Genomic DNA, 15,605 nt, shown 5'->3' on the forward strand with positions numbered 1-15,605 from the left:
CGGCCTCTTCCCCGATTTGCTGACCCCGCTTGGCGATATCATCAACGACGGGGAATCGGGTTCAACACCAACGAAGGTGAGCCGGGGGGCGATATGAAACTCAATGATCTGAAGATAGGCGTGCGCCTGGGCATGCTGTCGGCACTGCTGCTGGCGGCCATCGCCTTTGTCGGCATACGTGGCGTGATGGTGGTCGGGGAAGTCTACGGCCAGGGGGCGCACGGCATGGAAACGGGGGCCCTCATCGAGCAGTCGGTCGATGCCGCCCGCAGTGCGCAGGTGCAATTCAAGATCCAGGTGCAGGAGTGGAAGAACACCTTGCTGCGCGGCAAGGATCCCGCCGCCTTCAACAAATACCGCCAGGCCTTCATCGATGAAAGCGCCGCCACCCAGAAGCAGCTCAAGACCCTGGAAGCCCTGATGCCGCGCATCGGCATGGAGGCCGAGCCCGCACGCAAGGCCCAGCAGGCCCATGCCGAGCTGCTCAATCGTTATCTTGAAGCCCTCAAGCTCTACGCCTCCGACGATCCCGCCTCGGTAGCGCGGGTGGATGAACAGGTCAAGGGCGTGGATCGCGTACCGACCAAGATGATCGATGACATCGTCGTGGCCGTGCTGGAGCACAGCCGCAAGACACGCGAGTCCATCAATGCTGACAGTCTTTCCGACTACCAGCAGGCGCGTTTGCTGCTGCTGGTCTCGATCGGCCTGTCGCTGCTGCTGGGCCTGGCCATCACCTGGACCCTGGTGCGCAGCATCGTGCGCCCGCTGGGCGAAGCGGTGCAGATTGCCCGGACGGTGGCGGCGGGTGACCTGCGCTCGGAGGTCGTCATTCGTGGCAAGGACGAAACGGCGCAACTGCTGCACTCATTGAAGGAGATGAACGACAACCTGGCCGGCATCGTCTCAGAAGTGCGCAGCGGCACCGGTGCCATCACGGTGGCGGCTACCGAGATCGCCAGTGGCAACCGCGACTTGTCCGAGCGCACGGAGGAGCAGGCCGGTTCGCTCGAAGAGACTGCCGCCTCGATGGAAGAGATCACCTCCACCGTGCAGAAGAACGCCGAGAACACGCACCAGGCCCATCAACTGGCCGACCATGCCTCGGGGGTGGCGCGCAAGGGGGGCGACATGGTTGGTGCGGTGGTGCAGACCATGCAGGCCATCGAGGAGAGTTCGCATCGCATCGTCGAGATCATCAGCGTCATCGACGGCATCGCCTTCCAGACCAATATCCTCGCGCTCAATGCCGCAGTGGAAGCCGCGCGCGCCGGCGAGCAGGGGCGCGGGTTTGCGGTGGTGGCCTCGGAGGTGCGCAGCCTGGCCCAGCGCAGCGCCACGGCCGCGCGCGAGATCAAGGAACTGATCGATGATTCGGTCGGCAAGATCAACGCCGGCTCGGCCCTGGTCAATGGTGCCGGCAACACCATGGAAGACATCATCAGCGCCATCCAGAAGGTCGCGGCCATCATGGATGACATCAACGTGGCCAACCGCGAGCAGAGTACCGGCATCGATGAAGTCAACAAGGCGGTGGTGCAGATGGATAGCGTCACCCAGCAGAATGCCGCGCTGGTGGAAGAAGCTGCTGCAGCGGCGGAGAGCCTGCAGTTCCAGGCGGAATCGCTGTCACGGGCGGTGGCTGTATTCAAGCTCAAGTGAGGCCACGGCACAAATGAAAACGGCATGCCATCGTGGCATGCCGCTGGTGCGATCCTTCGGTGAGACGGGCGATATCGGTGATACGGGTGATCAGTTCAGGTGATCGCTTTTGTTCATCACCTTGGTGATTCCAGGATGTGATCACTTTCCCTCATCACCCGACGGATGCACGATTGAGGGAATCATCCGTGCATCCGACGCGCATCCTCAGGCGCGTTTTTCAAACACCAGGTCCCACACACCATGACCGAGGCGCAGGCCACGGTTTTCGAATTTGGTGGTATCGCGGTAATCCGGACGCGGCACGTAGCCGGAGGGATCGGTTGCGGTGTTCTTCAGGGTCGGTTCGGCCGACAGCACTTCCAGCATCTGGATGGCATATTCTTCCCAGTCGGTGGCGCAATGGATATAGCCGCCGGGGGCCAGGCGCGTGCTGATCAGTTGCACCAGGGGCGACTGGATCAGGCGGCGCTTGTTGTGGCGCGCCTTGTGCCACGGATCGGGGAAGAACACGTGCACGCCAGCCAGGGAATCGGGGGCGATCATGTTGGTGAGCACTTCGACGGCATCGTGCTGGATGATGCGCACGTTTTCCAGGTTGCCCTCGCCGATCAGCTTGAGGTAGCTGCCCACGCCGGGGGTATGGACTTCGACGCCGATGAAGTTTTTCTCGGGCATGAGGGCCGAGATTTTGGCGCTGGTTTCACCCATGCCGAAGCCGATTTCGAGGATGGTCGGCGCCTGGCGTGCGAAGGTGGCGGCCAGGTCCAGCGGGGCCTTGTCGTAGGGGACCAGGAAGCGCGGTCCCAGTTCTTCCAGCGCGCGTCCTTGCGCGACCGAGACACGTCCGGCGCGGGTGACGAAACTGCGGATGCGGCGCTCGCTGGGATCATAGAACAGCGGCTTGCCGGATTTGTTTTCAGACATGGATGACTCGAAGCAATTGAGGCGCGGCCCGCAAAGTCGCACCGGTCAGGGACGGGCGAACAGGGCCGCAGGGAAGCGATCTGGAGCGGGTGAAGGGGATCGAACCCTCGTCTTAAGCTTGGGAAGCTTCTGCTCTACCATTGAGCTACACCCGCGTGTGGGTGGGGATTATACCGGGTAACTGGGTGGTTTTTCCAATGTTGGGAATTTGCTGGAGTGCTACTAATATTTGCTCTAACCATTTTTATTTTTTTCCTCTAATTGCAAAATGATGGCTCTGAGCTTTGCGGCGATAATTTCATTGCTCTTACTAACTGTATTTCCAAACACAGTCTCAATAAGCGAAAATGCATCAAGCGCGGCATTAAACTCTTCGTCACTAATCGCTAAATCCTCAAGCGTTTTAGGATGCATTAATCGATCTCTTACCGAGAATGTGTCAACTAAGTTTCTAAATAAAATTGTGTCAAAATCTGGGCACAAGTCTGTACCAAAAAGATCGTCAAACGTTCGTAACGAAAATTTAATCAGTGCGATTGAACCTGTCCTCAATCTCTTGCTTTGAATGATCCCGTTGTTTCCTATATCTATTTGTTGCTCTTTTAGCGCAAAGAATAATTCCGATCTTGCATTCGGTTCTAAGCAATGAAGGATAACTTGGCGAAGTTGATAAGTCATAGCCTCAATAAATGCTGCGACAGCCCGAATTAAATGTCGTCTATAACTTTGGCTAATTTGCGCTGCTGAGTCTTTTTCTTTTTCTATGAGAACTAATATGTCACCACGTAATGCAAGATAAAGTTCTGCTATTGGACTATTTTTGGAAGTCTCTTCAGACATGGTTTCCACCTTTAATACATGAAGCTATTTTCTACGTATTAGAGCACGTGAGAGCGCGTACTTAACGCAGGATTGGACTGCGCGGGCAAATAGCCCCTTGGGGTATCAGGAGGAGCTTCGGCAGCGGCTCTTGCTATTCAGCTGCTGGCGCCGCCGGTTGATCCGAGGTGAATTCAGGTTCAGCTTATTTTTCTTGCTCCTTGCCCTCCCGCGCTTTCCTCTCTTTTGCATATTTCTCGGACATCTTGCGCCATTGATTCAGTTGCCGAAAATAAGTCCGCTTGACGCTGACCTCCGATAACGGCTGGATGCCTCGAATCGGACTGACGGGAGGGACGCGACGTTCGCTCATGATGCCTGGCTCCTGCTGTGGTCTGTTTGTTCGCAATATCCCGCTCCCGGGGAAATTGCACATACCCGGTTGAATATTGTCATCACTGGGTCTCAGGCACCAAGCCATGTTCCACCATCGCCCGGCGCGCCTCCTCTTCGCCCAGCAGCGTCAAAAACGCCCGCCCCGCCACCCCTGACGAAGACCGCGCGTCCACCGCCCCCACATACACGGTGTAATTCTGAATGGCCGCCGGCAACGGCCCCACCAGCTTTGCACCCTTGACCTGCAGAATCTCGCTCTGCTGATGCAGTGCCAGCACGGCACTTCCATCCACCAGTTTTTCCGCCACCAGACCGCCAGGCACAAGCACTTCCTTAGAATGCATCTGGGCTGCTATGCCAAGTTGTTCAAACAATTTCTCCAGATAGATCCCGCTGGACCCTCCCGCCTTCGGATCGATCATTGCCACCGAAGGCGCGTCCAGCAACGCCTTCCTGAATTGCGCCACGGTGGCAATGGCTGGCGAGGGCGCGCCTTGCTTGACCGCCACCGCAATCCCCACGCGCGCAATTGCGCGCTCGCTGGCCAGGTTCAGGTAGCCGTCCTTGCCCAAGCCGCGCAGGACACCTTCCGGTGCCACCACCACGTCGACCGGTTCACCGGATCGCACTCGTTTGTCCACCACGCCACCGGTGGCATTGTCGACCTTCACATGAATTCCGCTGCGCCGTTCGAAATCGGCCGCTACCGTGCGCACGATGGGCGCAATCGCGCCGGCCGCCAGCACGCGGAGTTCGTCCGCAGAGGCGGGTATTGAAACAAAGAACGCCTGGCAAGCGAAGGCCAATAGCGGGATGGGGTAAGCGCGCACGATTTCTCCAAGAACTGTAAGGCGAGTGGGGCATGCGGCATGACGCCGGCATTTCGGGCACTTTGATTATATGCCGTCGACTTACCGTGGTCTCGCGGTACGGAAAACTGGTGTGGATTAGATTGCGCAGCGAATTTACTCTAATGGTTGACTTCTGATAAAGTGAAAGAAGGGAGTAGTCTAAGTTTTCAGAAATTTCAAATCAAAAGAAAAATCCACGTGAATCTTCAGCCAGATACCGCAACCCTGATGACGGTTGCAGACTTACTTGCGCAGCAACTTGTTATTCCAGCTTTTCAGCGCCCCTATGATTGGCGCAACGAAAAGGTTAGAGGAAGGGCTCAGGTAAGCGATTTCGTCTATGACATTGAAGACGCCATCCACAAGAGGCAACCCCTTTTCTTGGGGATGATCGTAGCCTGCCAAGACCCTAACGGAGCACTTCAGATCGTAGATGGTCAGCAGAGGCTGACCACCTTGATGCTTGCCTTGGCGGCGAGCGGTAAGGCGTCTAAGCTGGTTGATCATTCTGTTTTTCCTGTTAAGAGTTGGATCAAGATCAAGCAGGATGATCAAATATTCTTCGAGAAGCTGGTCGCCGGAGTGCAGCCAGACGAGCCAAATACACTTTCTCAAAGACTGTTGGCTGATGCATTCAGCGAGCTAAAGACCCGTAATCTTGACGCTGAACAGTTGCTCCAATGTCGACTCATCGTATATCTCGCACCCACCATAGCTGGAGCTACTAGCCTTTTTGAACGTATCAATTTGCGTGGGAAGGAAGTTAGTCAATTCGATCTCGTCAAAAACAAGCTAATCGAGTGGGCTGCCACTTGTGAGGGCACTCAGCAGGAGGAGTTGGTGCGTAGGATTACGCAACGATATGGTGACCTATATCGTCTTCTGGATCCCGAGGGCGTAAGCCGGGAGCAGGAATATGATAGTGACCGTTTGCTGCGGATCCACTGGATCCTTTTTGATAACCATCCGTTTTCGAGTTCTGACCGGGTGCTTGAAAAGATCGACGAGCGTATTCGCGAACGCTTGAAAGAGGATCAGGTCGCCAAGTACATCAGCGAGTATCTTGATGATCTGGTGGAAGTCTGCCGGGTTTGGTTGAGAGTGGAAGATCCTATTTCTCACCCTGAGCCGCATGCGGGGCTCAAGGAGGCGCTACTTGATTTCGTGAAGGTGCCAAGTGATGCTGAGTTGCAACCACTGGTCATCGCCGCGCTGATCCGGTTAAAAGCGGACGCCATCAAAGTCGTTCGAATGGCCGAAATCATTGCATTTAGGACCGCATTGGCTGATAAGCGAAGCAACTACGCTCGGTCGCGTAAGTGGAGAATCGCCAAAGAGTTCAAGCAGGGAATCTATGTTGACGATGTTGGCGATAAAGTTGATAGCGCCGAAAAACTCAATCATCAGATGTATTGGTCTTTCTGTCCGTATTGGGAAGCTGCTGAGTCAGATGCGATGGGAGGCGGAACGTTGTCAAAGGAAGAGCGTGAGGCAACGATCTTCCCCCTCAACTCTTTGGACTCGCCCAATTTCTACACTTCGTATGCCCGGTTGGTTCATTACATTTTCTGGAACTATGGACGCTATCTGCCGAAGTCTGATAAGTGGGCTGCGCTTACCAAGAGCGAACTTAATCCATTGACCCATGATGCTTGGTTCTCGCGTGAACCGGGACAATTCGGTACGTGGGACATTGAACACATTTATCCCGTCAACAGTGCCGATAAATCCACTCCCGCTGGACGAAAGTACGCTGCGAGTATGGCTCCTTACCTTCATCACCTTGGGAATCTGACCGTGTTGCCGCTCTCAGAAAATCGTAGCTGGAAGAACGCAAACTTTGATGAAAAGCTGCCGAAGCTTCAAGACGCTGTGCGTGTTTCTTTCAATGCATTGCTGAGTGAGAGCAAATATATCGGAAACCGTATGGCGTCCAGTCGAGAACATTGGGGTGAGAACAATTGCCGTAAGCGAGCAGCTGACATCAAGGAGTATGCGAGCATCCATTGGGGAACAGCTGCGATTCAGGCGTTGGGCGTTACTTGTTACGACGAACGTGTTGGGCTAGAGGTGGAGCAGGAGGACGACGAAGAAGAAGGCGTTAAGTGAGGGGTAACCAGGACAACGTGATAAGGCGACGTGAACATGCTTTATTATTTTCACGAACCGCTCAACCGCGTCGTTACTCATTACTGAGCGCCCAGACCGTGCTGCGCAACTTCAAAGGGAATCGCGTGAGTATGGTTGGAAGAGTTACGATCTCTCTGCCGCCGGGTCAATTCGCTTTCGGCGGATTGGGATCGGTGGACTGTTCTTTCAACTCTGAGCCGAACTCTGCCAGGACATCATCCAGGCGGGACATCGTTTCCTCTTTCAGATGGCCGTCGGTCAGAACCGTCGAATAGACACGCATCTCGACGGTACCGACCTTGCTGATATCTGTCGCTGTGATGAACGCCCATTTTTTTGACGGCATCCTATACGCCACGTACAGAACGTCTCGACCGCGAAGTTCTCTCAGTCCCGGGGCTGCCCCATATCGCGATAGTCCGCTGGCTTTCATCGCAGAGTCGAGTCTATTCATCAAGTCGCCATAGCGACTTGGATCAAGACGGATCTGGGCAAGATGCGTAGGTAACATCGCTTCGTGAGTACAGCCGCTCATGGCCGCGCACAATAGCAAGGCAGCCCCAAGGAAGCTCTTGCGGATATACATGCCCCGCCTTGAGAGCGCGTTTCTGTATTTCATGCTTGGATCATGAATGTATAAATCAGAAGATACTTCAGCAAATAGCTAAATGCCGAGAAGTATATCTTCCATCCATCCGAGTCGTGGCTCAACCACCGACATTGCCATCAGCTCATAAAGGCGGTCTTGATGCCGCCCCCTCATCCCAATCCCCAAACGCCCGCGACCGCCTGCCCGCATCCACCAGGCAATCCTTGACCACCTTCAACACCAGCAGTCCCACGGCAAACAGCACCACCATCAAGCCCGCCAGCAGCGCCGCTTCGCCCCACGTTGGCCAGCCCGGCGCGCGCCAGGGAAACCGCAGCTGCCGCGCCTGGGCAGATTGCATCACCGCAAAGCCCAGCCACCCCAGCATCGGTGCAAAGGGCAGCACGGTGCGCCAGACCAGCATCACGGGTCCGCAGAACACCAGCCAGTAAGTAAATATGCCCAGCGGCAACACCCCATGGCGCAACGCGCTCATCGCCATCGCCAGCGAATCCACACCTCGATCCTTGGCCAGTCCCGCGTCCGACAGGCCCGCCAGGAAAACGCAGACGATCAATGTCGCCAGCATCGCCGATTTGCGCGGCGACTCGGGCAGGCCGCGCCGCTCGCGCAGCAGCAGGTGCGCAAAGCAGCCGCCGCACAGCAGCGCCGTCAACACCGACGTGCAGGCGGTATAGGTCGGCAGCGAACGCGCCATCAACGTGATGGCCAGCAAGCTGACGCCAGCTGCGGCCAGGCAGGCCGCCATCCCTAGCCGCACACCCCGGTGGATAGGTAGCAAATGGGCGTGCTCGCTCATGGCCGACGACCTGGGAAGGAAAAGGGCGGGCACCAGCGGCATGGAGAGGCTCCTCGTCGCCACATCGCGGCAGAAAATGCAGGCAGGGAAGTCAGGGCAGGCATTGGCCAAATTCTAATGCGCGCGTGCCCAAATGAAACCAGTCCGATTGGACTGAAATGCCGCTGCAAGATGTAAATTACCGGCCGCGGCCACCGGACGTTGCGTGGGCCCAGTCCATATGGACTGCTTCAATTCCACGCACGCCTCACTTATAATTTTTTGCCCCATTTTTTTTATGGAATGGGCTGAGGCTCTCCGCCTCATTGATACCGGTCGGCATGGGGGCATGCCGGTTTTCACTCCGAATTCTTTGGAACTCTCATCGTCTATGTTGTTGCTCACCGGCAGTACCGGATTCATCGGGGGAGCGCTGGCCGCTCGTCTCATCAAGACGCCTCGCTGGGAGCGCTCACTGTTCCTGGTGCGCTCGGCCAATCGCGACGAGGGCCGCACGCGCCTGGCGTCCAACCTGCGCCTGCACGGCGTGAGCGAGCAGGACCTGGAGCGCCTCTCGCCGGACCAGATCATCTGCGGCGACCTCACCGGTGTGGAGCGCTGGATCGATGATCCACGCTTGCTGCAGGTCAACGATGTGGTGAACTCGGCCGCCCTGGCTTCTTTCGGCACCCATCGCTCCATCTTCCCCACCAACGTCGATGGCGTGCTTGCCATGGCGCACGGCCTCTGTCGCGGGCGCAAGCTGCGCCGCTTCATCCAGATCGGCACCGGCATGTCGTGCGGCCGCAATGCGCCACGCCCGGTGTCGGAAGATTATTCCCCCGGTGATGATGTCGAGCACTACCTCGATTACACCGCCAGCAAGTACGAGGCCGAACAGCGCCTGCGCACCGAATTGCCGGAGCTGCCGCTGGTCGTGGCGCGCCCCTCCATCGTGGTCGGCCATACCGAGCTGGGGTGTGCCGCCTCCGGCAGCATCTACTGGGTATTCCGCCTGGCGCGCGCCCTGCAGGCTTTCCCCTGCGAACTGGATCAGAAGATCGACGTGATCCCGGTGGACTATTGCGCCGAGGCACTGCACCTGCTGCTGGATAAATCGACGCTCAAATACTCGGCCTACAACATCTCCTCCGGCCCGAGCCATTCCTGCACGTTCGGCCAGATCGATGAAGCCATCAGCGTGGGCAGCGGTGAGCGCCCGATGTCCCGTTATCGCCAGACCCATTACGAAAGCTTCCTGCAGATGCAGGACCGCTTCAAGGACCTCATCGGTCCCTGCAACAAGCGCATCGTCTTGAAGGCGATCCGTGCGTATGGCTATTTTGCGGCGGAAGAAGTGCTGTTCGACAATGCGCGCCTGATCGAGGAAGGCATGCCTCCGCCCCAGCCGCTCACCGATTACGTGACCCTGTGCGAACGCACCAGCAAGGACATCCTCATCGCGCAGCAGATGAAGTACGACTACAAGACCTGAGCAAGGGCTTCAGGTCATCGCATTGCCGGCAAGGTTCAGGGCGCATCGAGCAGGATCTCGATGCGCTCCTTGCCGCGTCCCGTGTTCTTGCGTTTGAGCCGCAGCGCTCCCACCTCGGCCGTCGTGCGAGGGTGCGTACCGCCGCAGGCCATGCGCGCAAATCCTTCCACTTCCCAATAACGCCGCCCGGCGGCCTCATCGCTGAACGCGGTGACGATAGGCAAGCCCGCAGCCACCAGCTCCTGCGCCGCTGCTTCGATGGCCGGGAAGAGGGGCGCCAGGCTGGTGTCGCTGGCGAAGTCCACGCGCGCCTTGTCGATGGCGATATGTGCGCCGATGCGTTCGATCCCCGGCCGCATCTGGTAGACCAGCTGCAATACCATCTCGGCGGCGAAGTGCAGGCGCATCAGGCGATAGCGGCGGGCCCAGTCGATCTGCAGGTGGACGGCATCGCCGACCTGTAGGCCATGGCCCGCGGGCAGCGTGTAGACGATGCTCTGGTCGCGCTTCTCGGCCTGTAGAACGGGATGACCACCGAGTGTGCCGGCGTCGCTCTCCTGGCCGCCGGAGAAAGCGAAGAAGATGGTCTGTGCCACCTGCACCTGGTCGCCGTCGACGGCGGTGATGATGGTGTCGAGTTCGGTCTGGTAGGGCGCGGACCAGAAATTTTTGTGCGTCATGATGTGCCGATAACAGGAGAAAACAGGACAGGACGAAGCGAAATAATTTGTGGAGATGCGACATCGGTAAGGTCCCCTCCGCTGAACCTGGCGCGCGGTCCCCAGTCTACAGGCTGTTGCATCCTCGGACAGCCTAACAAAGGAGACCTCCCCATGTCGTTGCACGAAGATTATATCTTCCCGCTGCAGGCGCATCTGGCGCAGCCAGACTGGCCTGCGTTGGAGCATATGCTGCTCGCGCAGGGCTTCATCATTCCGCCGCGCGGCGAGGGCGTGCCCGGTCCTGCGCTGCAGGAATTGCTTCATCTTTTATGCAGAGCACTCGACTGCGGATTTCAATGGAAGGAGAATATTCGCACCACGGGCGATGTCTTGCGTTGCTATGTGGAATCGGGCGACCTGCCTGCAGATTTCCCTGCGCCTGATGATCTGACTATGGCCGAGACCGTGGCGCTGCTGGCCGAGCATGGCATCGTTATCAAAGACCCGTACGAGGAAAAAGCAGTCACATGGTCTAGTCCCATGTATAGCTTCGGTCCGGCGACACTGGCGCTGCTGAGTGCCGACTGCATGTCCGAGTACAAACGCGAGAGGCACAGATTCAGCCTGTGCCTGGAAGCCTGCGATGGTGTCAATCCCATGGTGCGTGTGGGTGAGAACCTGGAAATCCCCCGAGTGCCGGGCAGCAAGGAGCCGTTGAAGGAGATGCACCCCTTTGGTTCGCATGTCGATTTTCTCAGCGCTTCCTGGGAAGACCCTGCAGTGCAATGGCAGGACGAACGATCCGGTCGCAGCTATCGTATCCTGGAACTGGACTGGCAATACAGCATGGCCCTGGGATTCCGGATGGTGCGTTTGAAGGGCTTCGACCAGGACAGCACCCTGCGCCTGGCGTCTGTGGTGGCCGAACTGGCCGGTGAACCCATGGGGGCCAGTCATTTGTGGTTGTGAGTTCTTCCCGAGGCTGCAGCCTTCTTGAATGTCTTCATGCCGTCTGCGGCCTGTCGTCCAGCAACGCTTCAATCGCCACAGTGTCCACCTCATCGCGCTGCGCCGGCCGCAGCAATTCATCCGCATAAGTCCGCCACAAGCCACTGCGCAGGAAGTAGCGGAACAGTTCGGTATCCAGGTGCTGCTCGCGGCACATCCTGGCCATGATGCGCAGTGATTCCGACAAGGTCTTGGCCGGCTTGTACGGCCGGTCTGCTGCGGTGAGCGCCTCGAACACATCGGCCAGTGCCATCACCCTGTCCTGCACGGGGAGCTCCGATGCGCGCAGGCGGCGCGGATAGCCGGTGCCATCCATTTTCTCGTGGTGATTGGCGGCGGTGTCGGGCACGCTCTTGAGCGACTCCGGCCACGGCAGTCGCTTCAACATCACCAGGGTTTGCACGATGTGATTGTTGATGGCGAAGCGGTCTTCCTCGCTCAGCGTGCCGCGCCGCACGGTCAGATTGTGCAGCTCCCCCATGTTCTGCCGGTATTGCGGCAATTGCATGTCGAAGCCCAGCACATTGCGCGGGTCGCCGCGTTCGACCGCAAGGCGATGCTCATCGTCCCAGGCGACCTTGTGTTCCGGGCGGTCGGCCAGCAACTGTTCGGTGTGCGGCAACGTCATGTCGGGCTCCCCGGCACGGGTAGCCTGCAGGCGCCGGCTTTCTTCATCGGCCAGGCCCAGGCTGTCATCGAAGTGACGCTGCCAGGTCTGCGTGGCGATCTGTCGCAGGCGGGCGATGGCCTCGTCCGACATCGCTTCGCCACCGACATTGCATTGCGCGACGAAGGCGAAGTCCTCACGCAGCTGGTGGCGGCGGTCTTCCAGGCGGGCACGCAGGTGCTCCGCCTGGTCAGGCGGCAAGCTGATGTGCAAGTCACGCAGCAGCTCCAGTTCGGCGTCGCGCCACAGCACTTCAAAGCGCATGCGTACTTCATGGATGCGGTTGTGGATCACTTCGAGCTTGGTGGCCTTGTCGACGATGTGCTCGGGGCTGGTGACCTTGCCGCAGTCATGCAGCAGCGCGGCCAATTGGAAGGCATAGCGCTCGTCTTCGTTCAGGGTGAAGTCCGCATAGGGCCCCGCGCGCTCCTGCGCCAGGCTTTCCACCAGCATGATGGCCAGGTGCGGTACGCGCTCGCAATGGCCGCCGGTATAAGGACTCTTGGCATCGATGGCGTCTGCCATCAACCGGATCAGGGATTCCAGCAGCGCCTTCTGCGCGGCGATCAGCTGGCGTGTTTCGATGGCCACGGCCAGCATGCCCGAGAGCCGCCGTGCAAAGGCGAGGAAGCGTGGATCTTCGTGCGCGCTGTCATGCGCATGCATCAGCACCAGCACACCCTCCAGCGAACCGTTGCGCCCGCGCAGGTCCAGTTCCACGCGCAGGCGGCCATCTTCGGTATCGCGCGCGGCATCGGTGGCGCTGCCCTGTTCGTCATAGGGCATGGTGTCGGCCAGGCCGCACTGCTGGCCGTAAGCCGCAGCGCGCTGCATCACGCGCTGTTCGCGCTGCCACAGATAGACCGCGCCGCCATCGCAGCGCGTGGCCTGCACGAATTTTTCCAGCACTTGCTGCAGCATTTCCTCGACATGGGTTTCGGTGCTCAGGATGGCGCTGATGTCGAGGAAGGCTTCCACCGTCAGGCTGACATGATCGACCATGTCGGTGAGCATGTTGACTTCGCGCAGCGTGCTGCGGCCCCGGCGCTGGGTGCGGAAATCAAAGCGCGACATGCGGCCGGCCTGCAGCGCCAGGCGCTCCATGCTGCGGCCGATGGCGCGTCCGGCCCACCAGCCCAGCGGCAGGAAGGCCAGCACCAGCAACAAGGCCACCAGCACCATGGTCTTGCGGTTGCGGTCGAGCTGGCCCAGCAGTTCGTCGCCAGGCGCGGCGATGAGGAGCTTGAGGGCTTGGCCGTCGATGACGTTGAAGGGCAGGGACAAGCCCAGCCATTCGCGCCCGTCCACGCTGTAGAGCGCGCTCGATTCGCCGGTGCGCGCACGCTCGGACAATTGCGACAGGCTCGGCACATCCAGCTCATCCAGGCTGCGGAAGCGGAAGCTCTCCCCGTCCTGCTCCAGCACGCGCGCCATGTCGCTGTAGGCGATGACCTTGCGCTGCTCGTCCACCAGCGCCAGTTCGCTGTGCGGCGTCAGGCGCAGGTTGCCCAGGCTGGCCGCGAGGTCATCGAGCGTCATGTCGATGGCCACCACGGCATCGCTGTTGCGGGCGCGCTGCGAGAGGCTGATGCCGATCTGGCGCGTGGTGAAGAAGACATAGGGCGCAGAAATCGCAGGCACCAGCGAACGGTCCGCTGTGGCATACCAGGGGCGGGTACGCGGATCGAAGCGGTAGCCCGGTTCGTCGCGCCGGGACAGCAGCTTCAGTTCGCCGTCGTAGAACCGGTATTGGCCGTGCTGCGCACCGGCGCCATCGCGCAGGATGCTTTGTACCAGGAAGGCGGCATTGGCCGGAGCAGTGAAGAAGTCGCGCTGCTCGGCGCCGCGCAGCGAACGCACCAGCAGGAAGTCGCCATTGGGGTAGCCCACATAGACGGCCGACACCAGCGGATTGGCGACCATGTCGACGGAGAAGGCGGCGATGCGCGCAAGGCGGTCATCGAGGCCGGTCGCTTGCGTGATGGGATCGAAGGCCAGCTGGCGCAGGGTGGCCACGGCAGGATCGATGATGCGGCGTGACCGCTCGGTCATGATGCGGCCGGCGTCTTCGGCCGAGCGCTCGGCCATGTCCAGCAGCACCTGGCGTGCACCCCACCAGCCGACCGACACCAGCACCGCCGCCAGCAGGATCATGCCGGCCATCACCAGGCCGGAAATGCCGAAGCGTACCGGCAAGCCAGGTACGTTGGCGTCGTCGTCGGACGGATCAAACAAAGGGCGTTCGGAAAGGGGCATTGGGCTCGCTGCGACCGGGTGACCTGCAACAGGACCCGCGATGCCACCGGCGCCGCCTACCACGGCGCACAACGGGACGCGGCCTCTTTTTTGTTCGAGCCAATATACCGGAATTACGTGGGACCGGCAAAAACCGGTCAAGTAGATTGGCCGGCTGTCGGTCAGTTGGGTGCATGCGTGCGTGGCCAGCCCTGGTGCTGCCTGGCAAGACAACGCGTGGCCCGCCAGCAGGGCGGGCTGCGCGGTGATGGCAACGGAAAAACCACACATTTGTCAATAGATGCAGGCATTGTGTGGCAAGTGGTGTACAATAAGCGCTGTACTTGCATCAAGTTGTATTCTTGTTGGTTCCAATTCCGCCTGACTGTCGTTCCCTCCTCGGTCGTTCTGTTTTCTTTCCTTCGGTTTCAGTTCTTGGTTTCAAGTGCCTTCCAGGCATGTGCCTTCATTCGTCCAAACTTTCCAAAGGAAACAAACATGAGCAGTCAAACCGGCGTAGTCAAATGGTTCAACGATGCCAAGGGCTTCGGCTTCATCACTCCTGATGCCGGCGGCGCCGACGTCTTCGCGCACTTCCAGGACATCCAGTCCAACGGCTTCCGCAGCCTGTCGGAAAACCAGCGCGTGTCCTTCGACCGCGGTGTCGGCCCCAAGGGTGAAAAGGCCACCAACATCAAGGTCATCTAAGACCGCGATATTCGCGCAAGCGAAGCAGAACATCCTCGCTGTCCGCGCCTGAACGCCTCCGGAATTCCATACGCTCCAGGGGCCAGGCCGGCAGACTCCGCAGTCCTTTCATGTCGGCGCGATTTTTTCGCAGGCTCTCACCTGGCAGATAGCCAGGGAGGGCCGGTTCCGAAGGAAGGGACAGCGCAGGGCGCCGCCCCTGCCAGAGACTCAGCTGTGGCCGTGCAGATAGCGCGGGCAGGTGAACTTTGACGGCAGGGACGCGTCAGTCACGGCGCAAGCTGTGTAGCAAATAGTTAATTAATCGCTCGTAGAGCGTGACACCGGCCCGCACCAACGGCGGCTTCCGGACCACAACACGAACACCTGGATTGCGACCGCACCGGCCAGATAGGCCGGGCAGGACACCTTCGCAGCACCTGGCAGATCGCCAGGGTCATGAGGGAATCCAGCGTTAATCAATGAACGGCCCATCTGGTTTCAGATGGGCTTTTTGCGTTCTGGAACCGGCTAAACGATATAAATGATTTAGTCCGCCAGCACCTGCGCGCCATCCAGCAGGCGCAGAGTCTGCGCCACCACCGCCTCCGGCGTGATGCCGAAATGCCGGTACGGCACATCAGCTGGTCCCGGTGCACCGAAGCCCGCCATGCCGGC

The 15,605-nt window shown here is 59.2% G+C and carries 14 protein-coding genes and 1 tRNA gene; 5 read left to right on the forward strand and 10 right to left on the reverse strand.

The window, feature by feature from the left end; translation table 11 throughout:
- Positions 1-93 precede the first annotated feature (93 nt).
- Positions 94-1,662 (forward strand): methyl-accepting chemotaxis protein, encoded by a 1,569-nt coding sequence (locus tag FYB76_RS07215; protein ID WP_154133169.1) that lies wholly within the window; start codon positions 94-96, stop codon positions 1,660-1,662.
- 207 nt (positions 1,663-1,869) lie between these two features.
- Here FYB76_RS07215 and trmB read toward each other — a convergent pair whose 3' ends face one another.
- From trmB to FYB76_RS07235, 5 genes are all read right to left on the reverse strand, one after another.
- On the reverse strand, positions 1,870-2,589 hold the full coding sequence (gene trmB, locus FYB76_RS07220) for a tRNA (guanosine(46)-N7)-methyltransferase TrmB (protein WP_187697708.1): 720 nt from the start codon (positions 2,587-2,589) through the stop codon (positions 1,870-1,872).
- An 81-nt stretch (positions 2,590-2,670) separates the two neighbouring features.
- Positions 2,671-2,744: transfer RNA gene (locus FYB76_RS07225), tRNA-Gly, on the reverse strand.
- A gap of 79 nt (positions 2,745-2,823) precedes the next feature.
- On the reverse strand, positions 2,824-3,429 hold the full coding sequence (locus tag FYB76_RS07230) for a hypothetical protein (protein WP_141107023.1): 606 nt from the start codon (positions 3,427-3,429) through the stop codon (positions 2,824-2,826).
- A gap of 184 nt (positions 3,430-3,613) precedes the next feature.
- The gene (locus FYB76_RS26580; protein ID WP_167386315.1) at positions 3,614-3,781 is read right to left on the reverse strand and encodes a hypothetical protein; all 168 of its coding nucleotides are present in this window, start codon (positions 3,779-3,781) and stop codon (positions 3,614-3,616) included.
- A gap of 82 nt (positions 3,782-3,863) precedes the next feature.
- Complete coding sequence (locus FYB76_RS07235) at positions 3,864-4,550, reverse strand: substrate-binding domain-containing protein (RefSeq protein ID WP_370516316.1); 687 nt, start codon at positions 4,548-4,550, stop codon at positions 3,864-3,866.
- 303 nt (positions 4,551-4,853) lie between these two features.
- On the opposite strand from FYB76_RS07235, the gene FYB76_RS07240 reads away from it, so the two are divergent.
- Positions 4,854-6,764 carry a DUF262 domain-containing protein gene (locus FYB76_RS07240; protein WP_154133170.1) on the forward strand — a complete coding sequence of 637 codons (1,911 nt, stop codon included), beginning with the start codon at positions 4,854-4,856 and terminating at the stop codon, positions 6,762-6,764.
- Between the two features lie 166 nt (positions 6,765-6,930).
- On the opposite strand, the gene FYB76_RS07245 is transcribed toward FYB76_RS07240, so the two are convergent.
- Together FYB76_RS07245 and FYB76_RS07250 are read right to left on the reverse strand one after the other, a co-directional pair.
- Entirely contained in the window at positions 6,931-7,371 is a 441-nt protein-coding gene (locus FYB76_RS07245) for a hypothetical protein (protein WP_195724588.1), read from the reverse strand.
- Positions 7,372-7,516: 145 nt separating this feature from the next.
- Positions 7,517-8,194, reverse strand: a complete 678-nt coding sequence (locus FYB76_RS07250) for a hypothetical protein (protein WP_154133172.1) — start codon at positions 8,192-8,194, stop codon at positions 7,517-7,519.
- A 370-nt stretch (positions 8,195-8,564) separates the two neighbouring features.
- On the opposite strand from FYB76_RS07250, the gene FYB76_RS07255 reads away from it, so the two are divergent.
- Positions 8,565-9,668 carry an SDR family oxidoreductase gene (locus FYB76_RS07255; protein WP_229296904.1) on the forward strand — a complete coding sequence of 368 codons (1,104 nt, stop codon included), beginning with the start codon at positions 8,565-8,567 and terminating at the stop codon, positions 9,666-9,668.
- A gap of 35 nt (positions 9,669-9,703) precedes the next feature.
- Here FYB76_RS07255 and FYB76_RS07260 read toward each other — a convergent pair whose 3' ends face one another.
- Complete coding sequence (locus FYB76_RS07260; protein ID WP_154133174.1) at positions 9,704-10,348, reverse strand: alanyl-tRNA editing protein; 645 nt, start codon at positions 10,346-10,348, stop codon at positions 9,704-9,706.
- A gap of 153 nt (positions 10,349-10,501) precedes the next feature.
- Here FYB76_RS07260 and FYB76_RS07265 point away from each other — a divergent pair, with 153 nt between their 5' ends.
- Entirely contained in the window at positions 10,502-11,299 is a 798-nt protein-coding gene (locus tag FYB76_RS07265; RefSeq protein WP_088756497.1) for a hypothetical protein, read from the forward strand.
- Between the two features lie 34 nt (positions 11,300-11,333).
- On the opposite strand, the gene FYB76_RS07270 is transcribed toward FYB76_RS07265, so the two are convergent.
- Positions 11,334-14,261 (reverse strand): HD domain-containing phosphohydrolase, encoded by a 2,928-nt coding sequence (locus FYB76_RS07270; RefSeq protein ID WP_154133175.1) that lies wholly within the window; start codon positions 14,259-14,261, stop codon positions 11,334-11,336.
- Positions 14,262-14,738: 477 nt separating this feature from the next.
- Here FYB76_RS07270 and FYB76_RS07275 point away from each other — a divergent pair, with 477 nt between their 5' ends.
- Positions 14,739-14,948 carry a cold-shock protein gene (locus FYB76_RS07275; RefSeq protein WP_088756495.1) on the forward strand — a complete coding sequence of 70 codons (210 nt, stop codon included), beginning with the start codon at positions 14,739-14,741 and terminating at the stop codon, positions 14,946-14,948.
- A 528-nt stretch (positions 14,949-15,476) separates the two neighbouring features.
- Here the strand turns inward: FYB76_RS07275 and FYB76_RS26980 are convergent.
- Positions 15,477-15,599 (reverse strand): hypothetical protein, encoded by a 123-nt coding sequence (locus FYB76_RS26980; RefSeq protein WP_255475284.1) that lies wholly within the window; start codon positions 15,597-15,599, stop codon positions 15,477-15,479.
- Positions 15,600-15,605: the final 6 nt, after the last annotated feature.

Source organism: Herbaspirillum sp. CAH-3 (genome assembly GCF_009668275.1).
Lineage (GTDB): Bacteria > Pseudomonadota > Gammaproteobacteria > Burkholderiales > Burkholderiaceae_D > Herbaspirillum > Herbaspirillum aquaticum.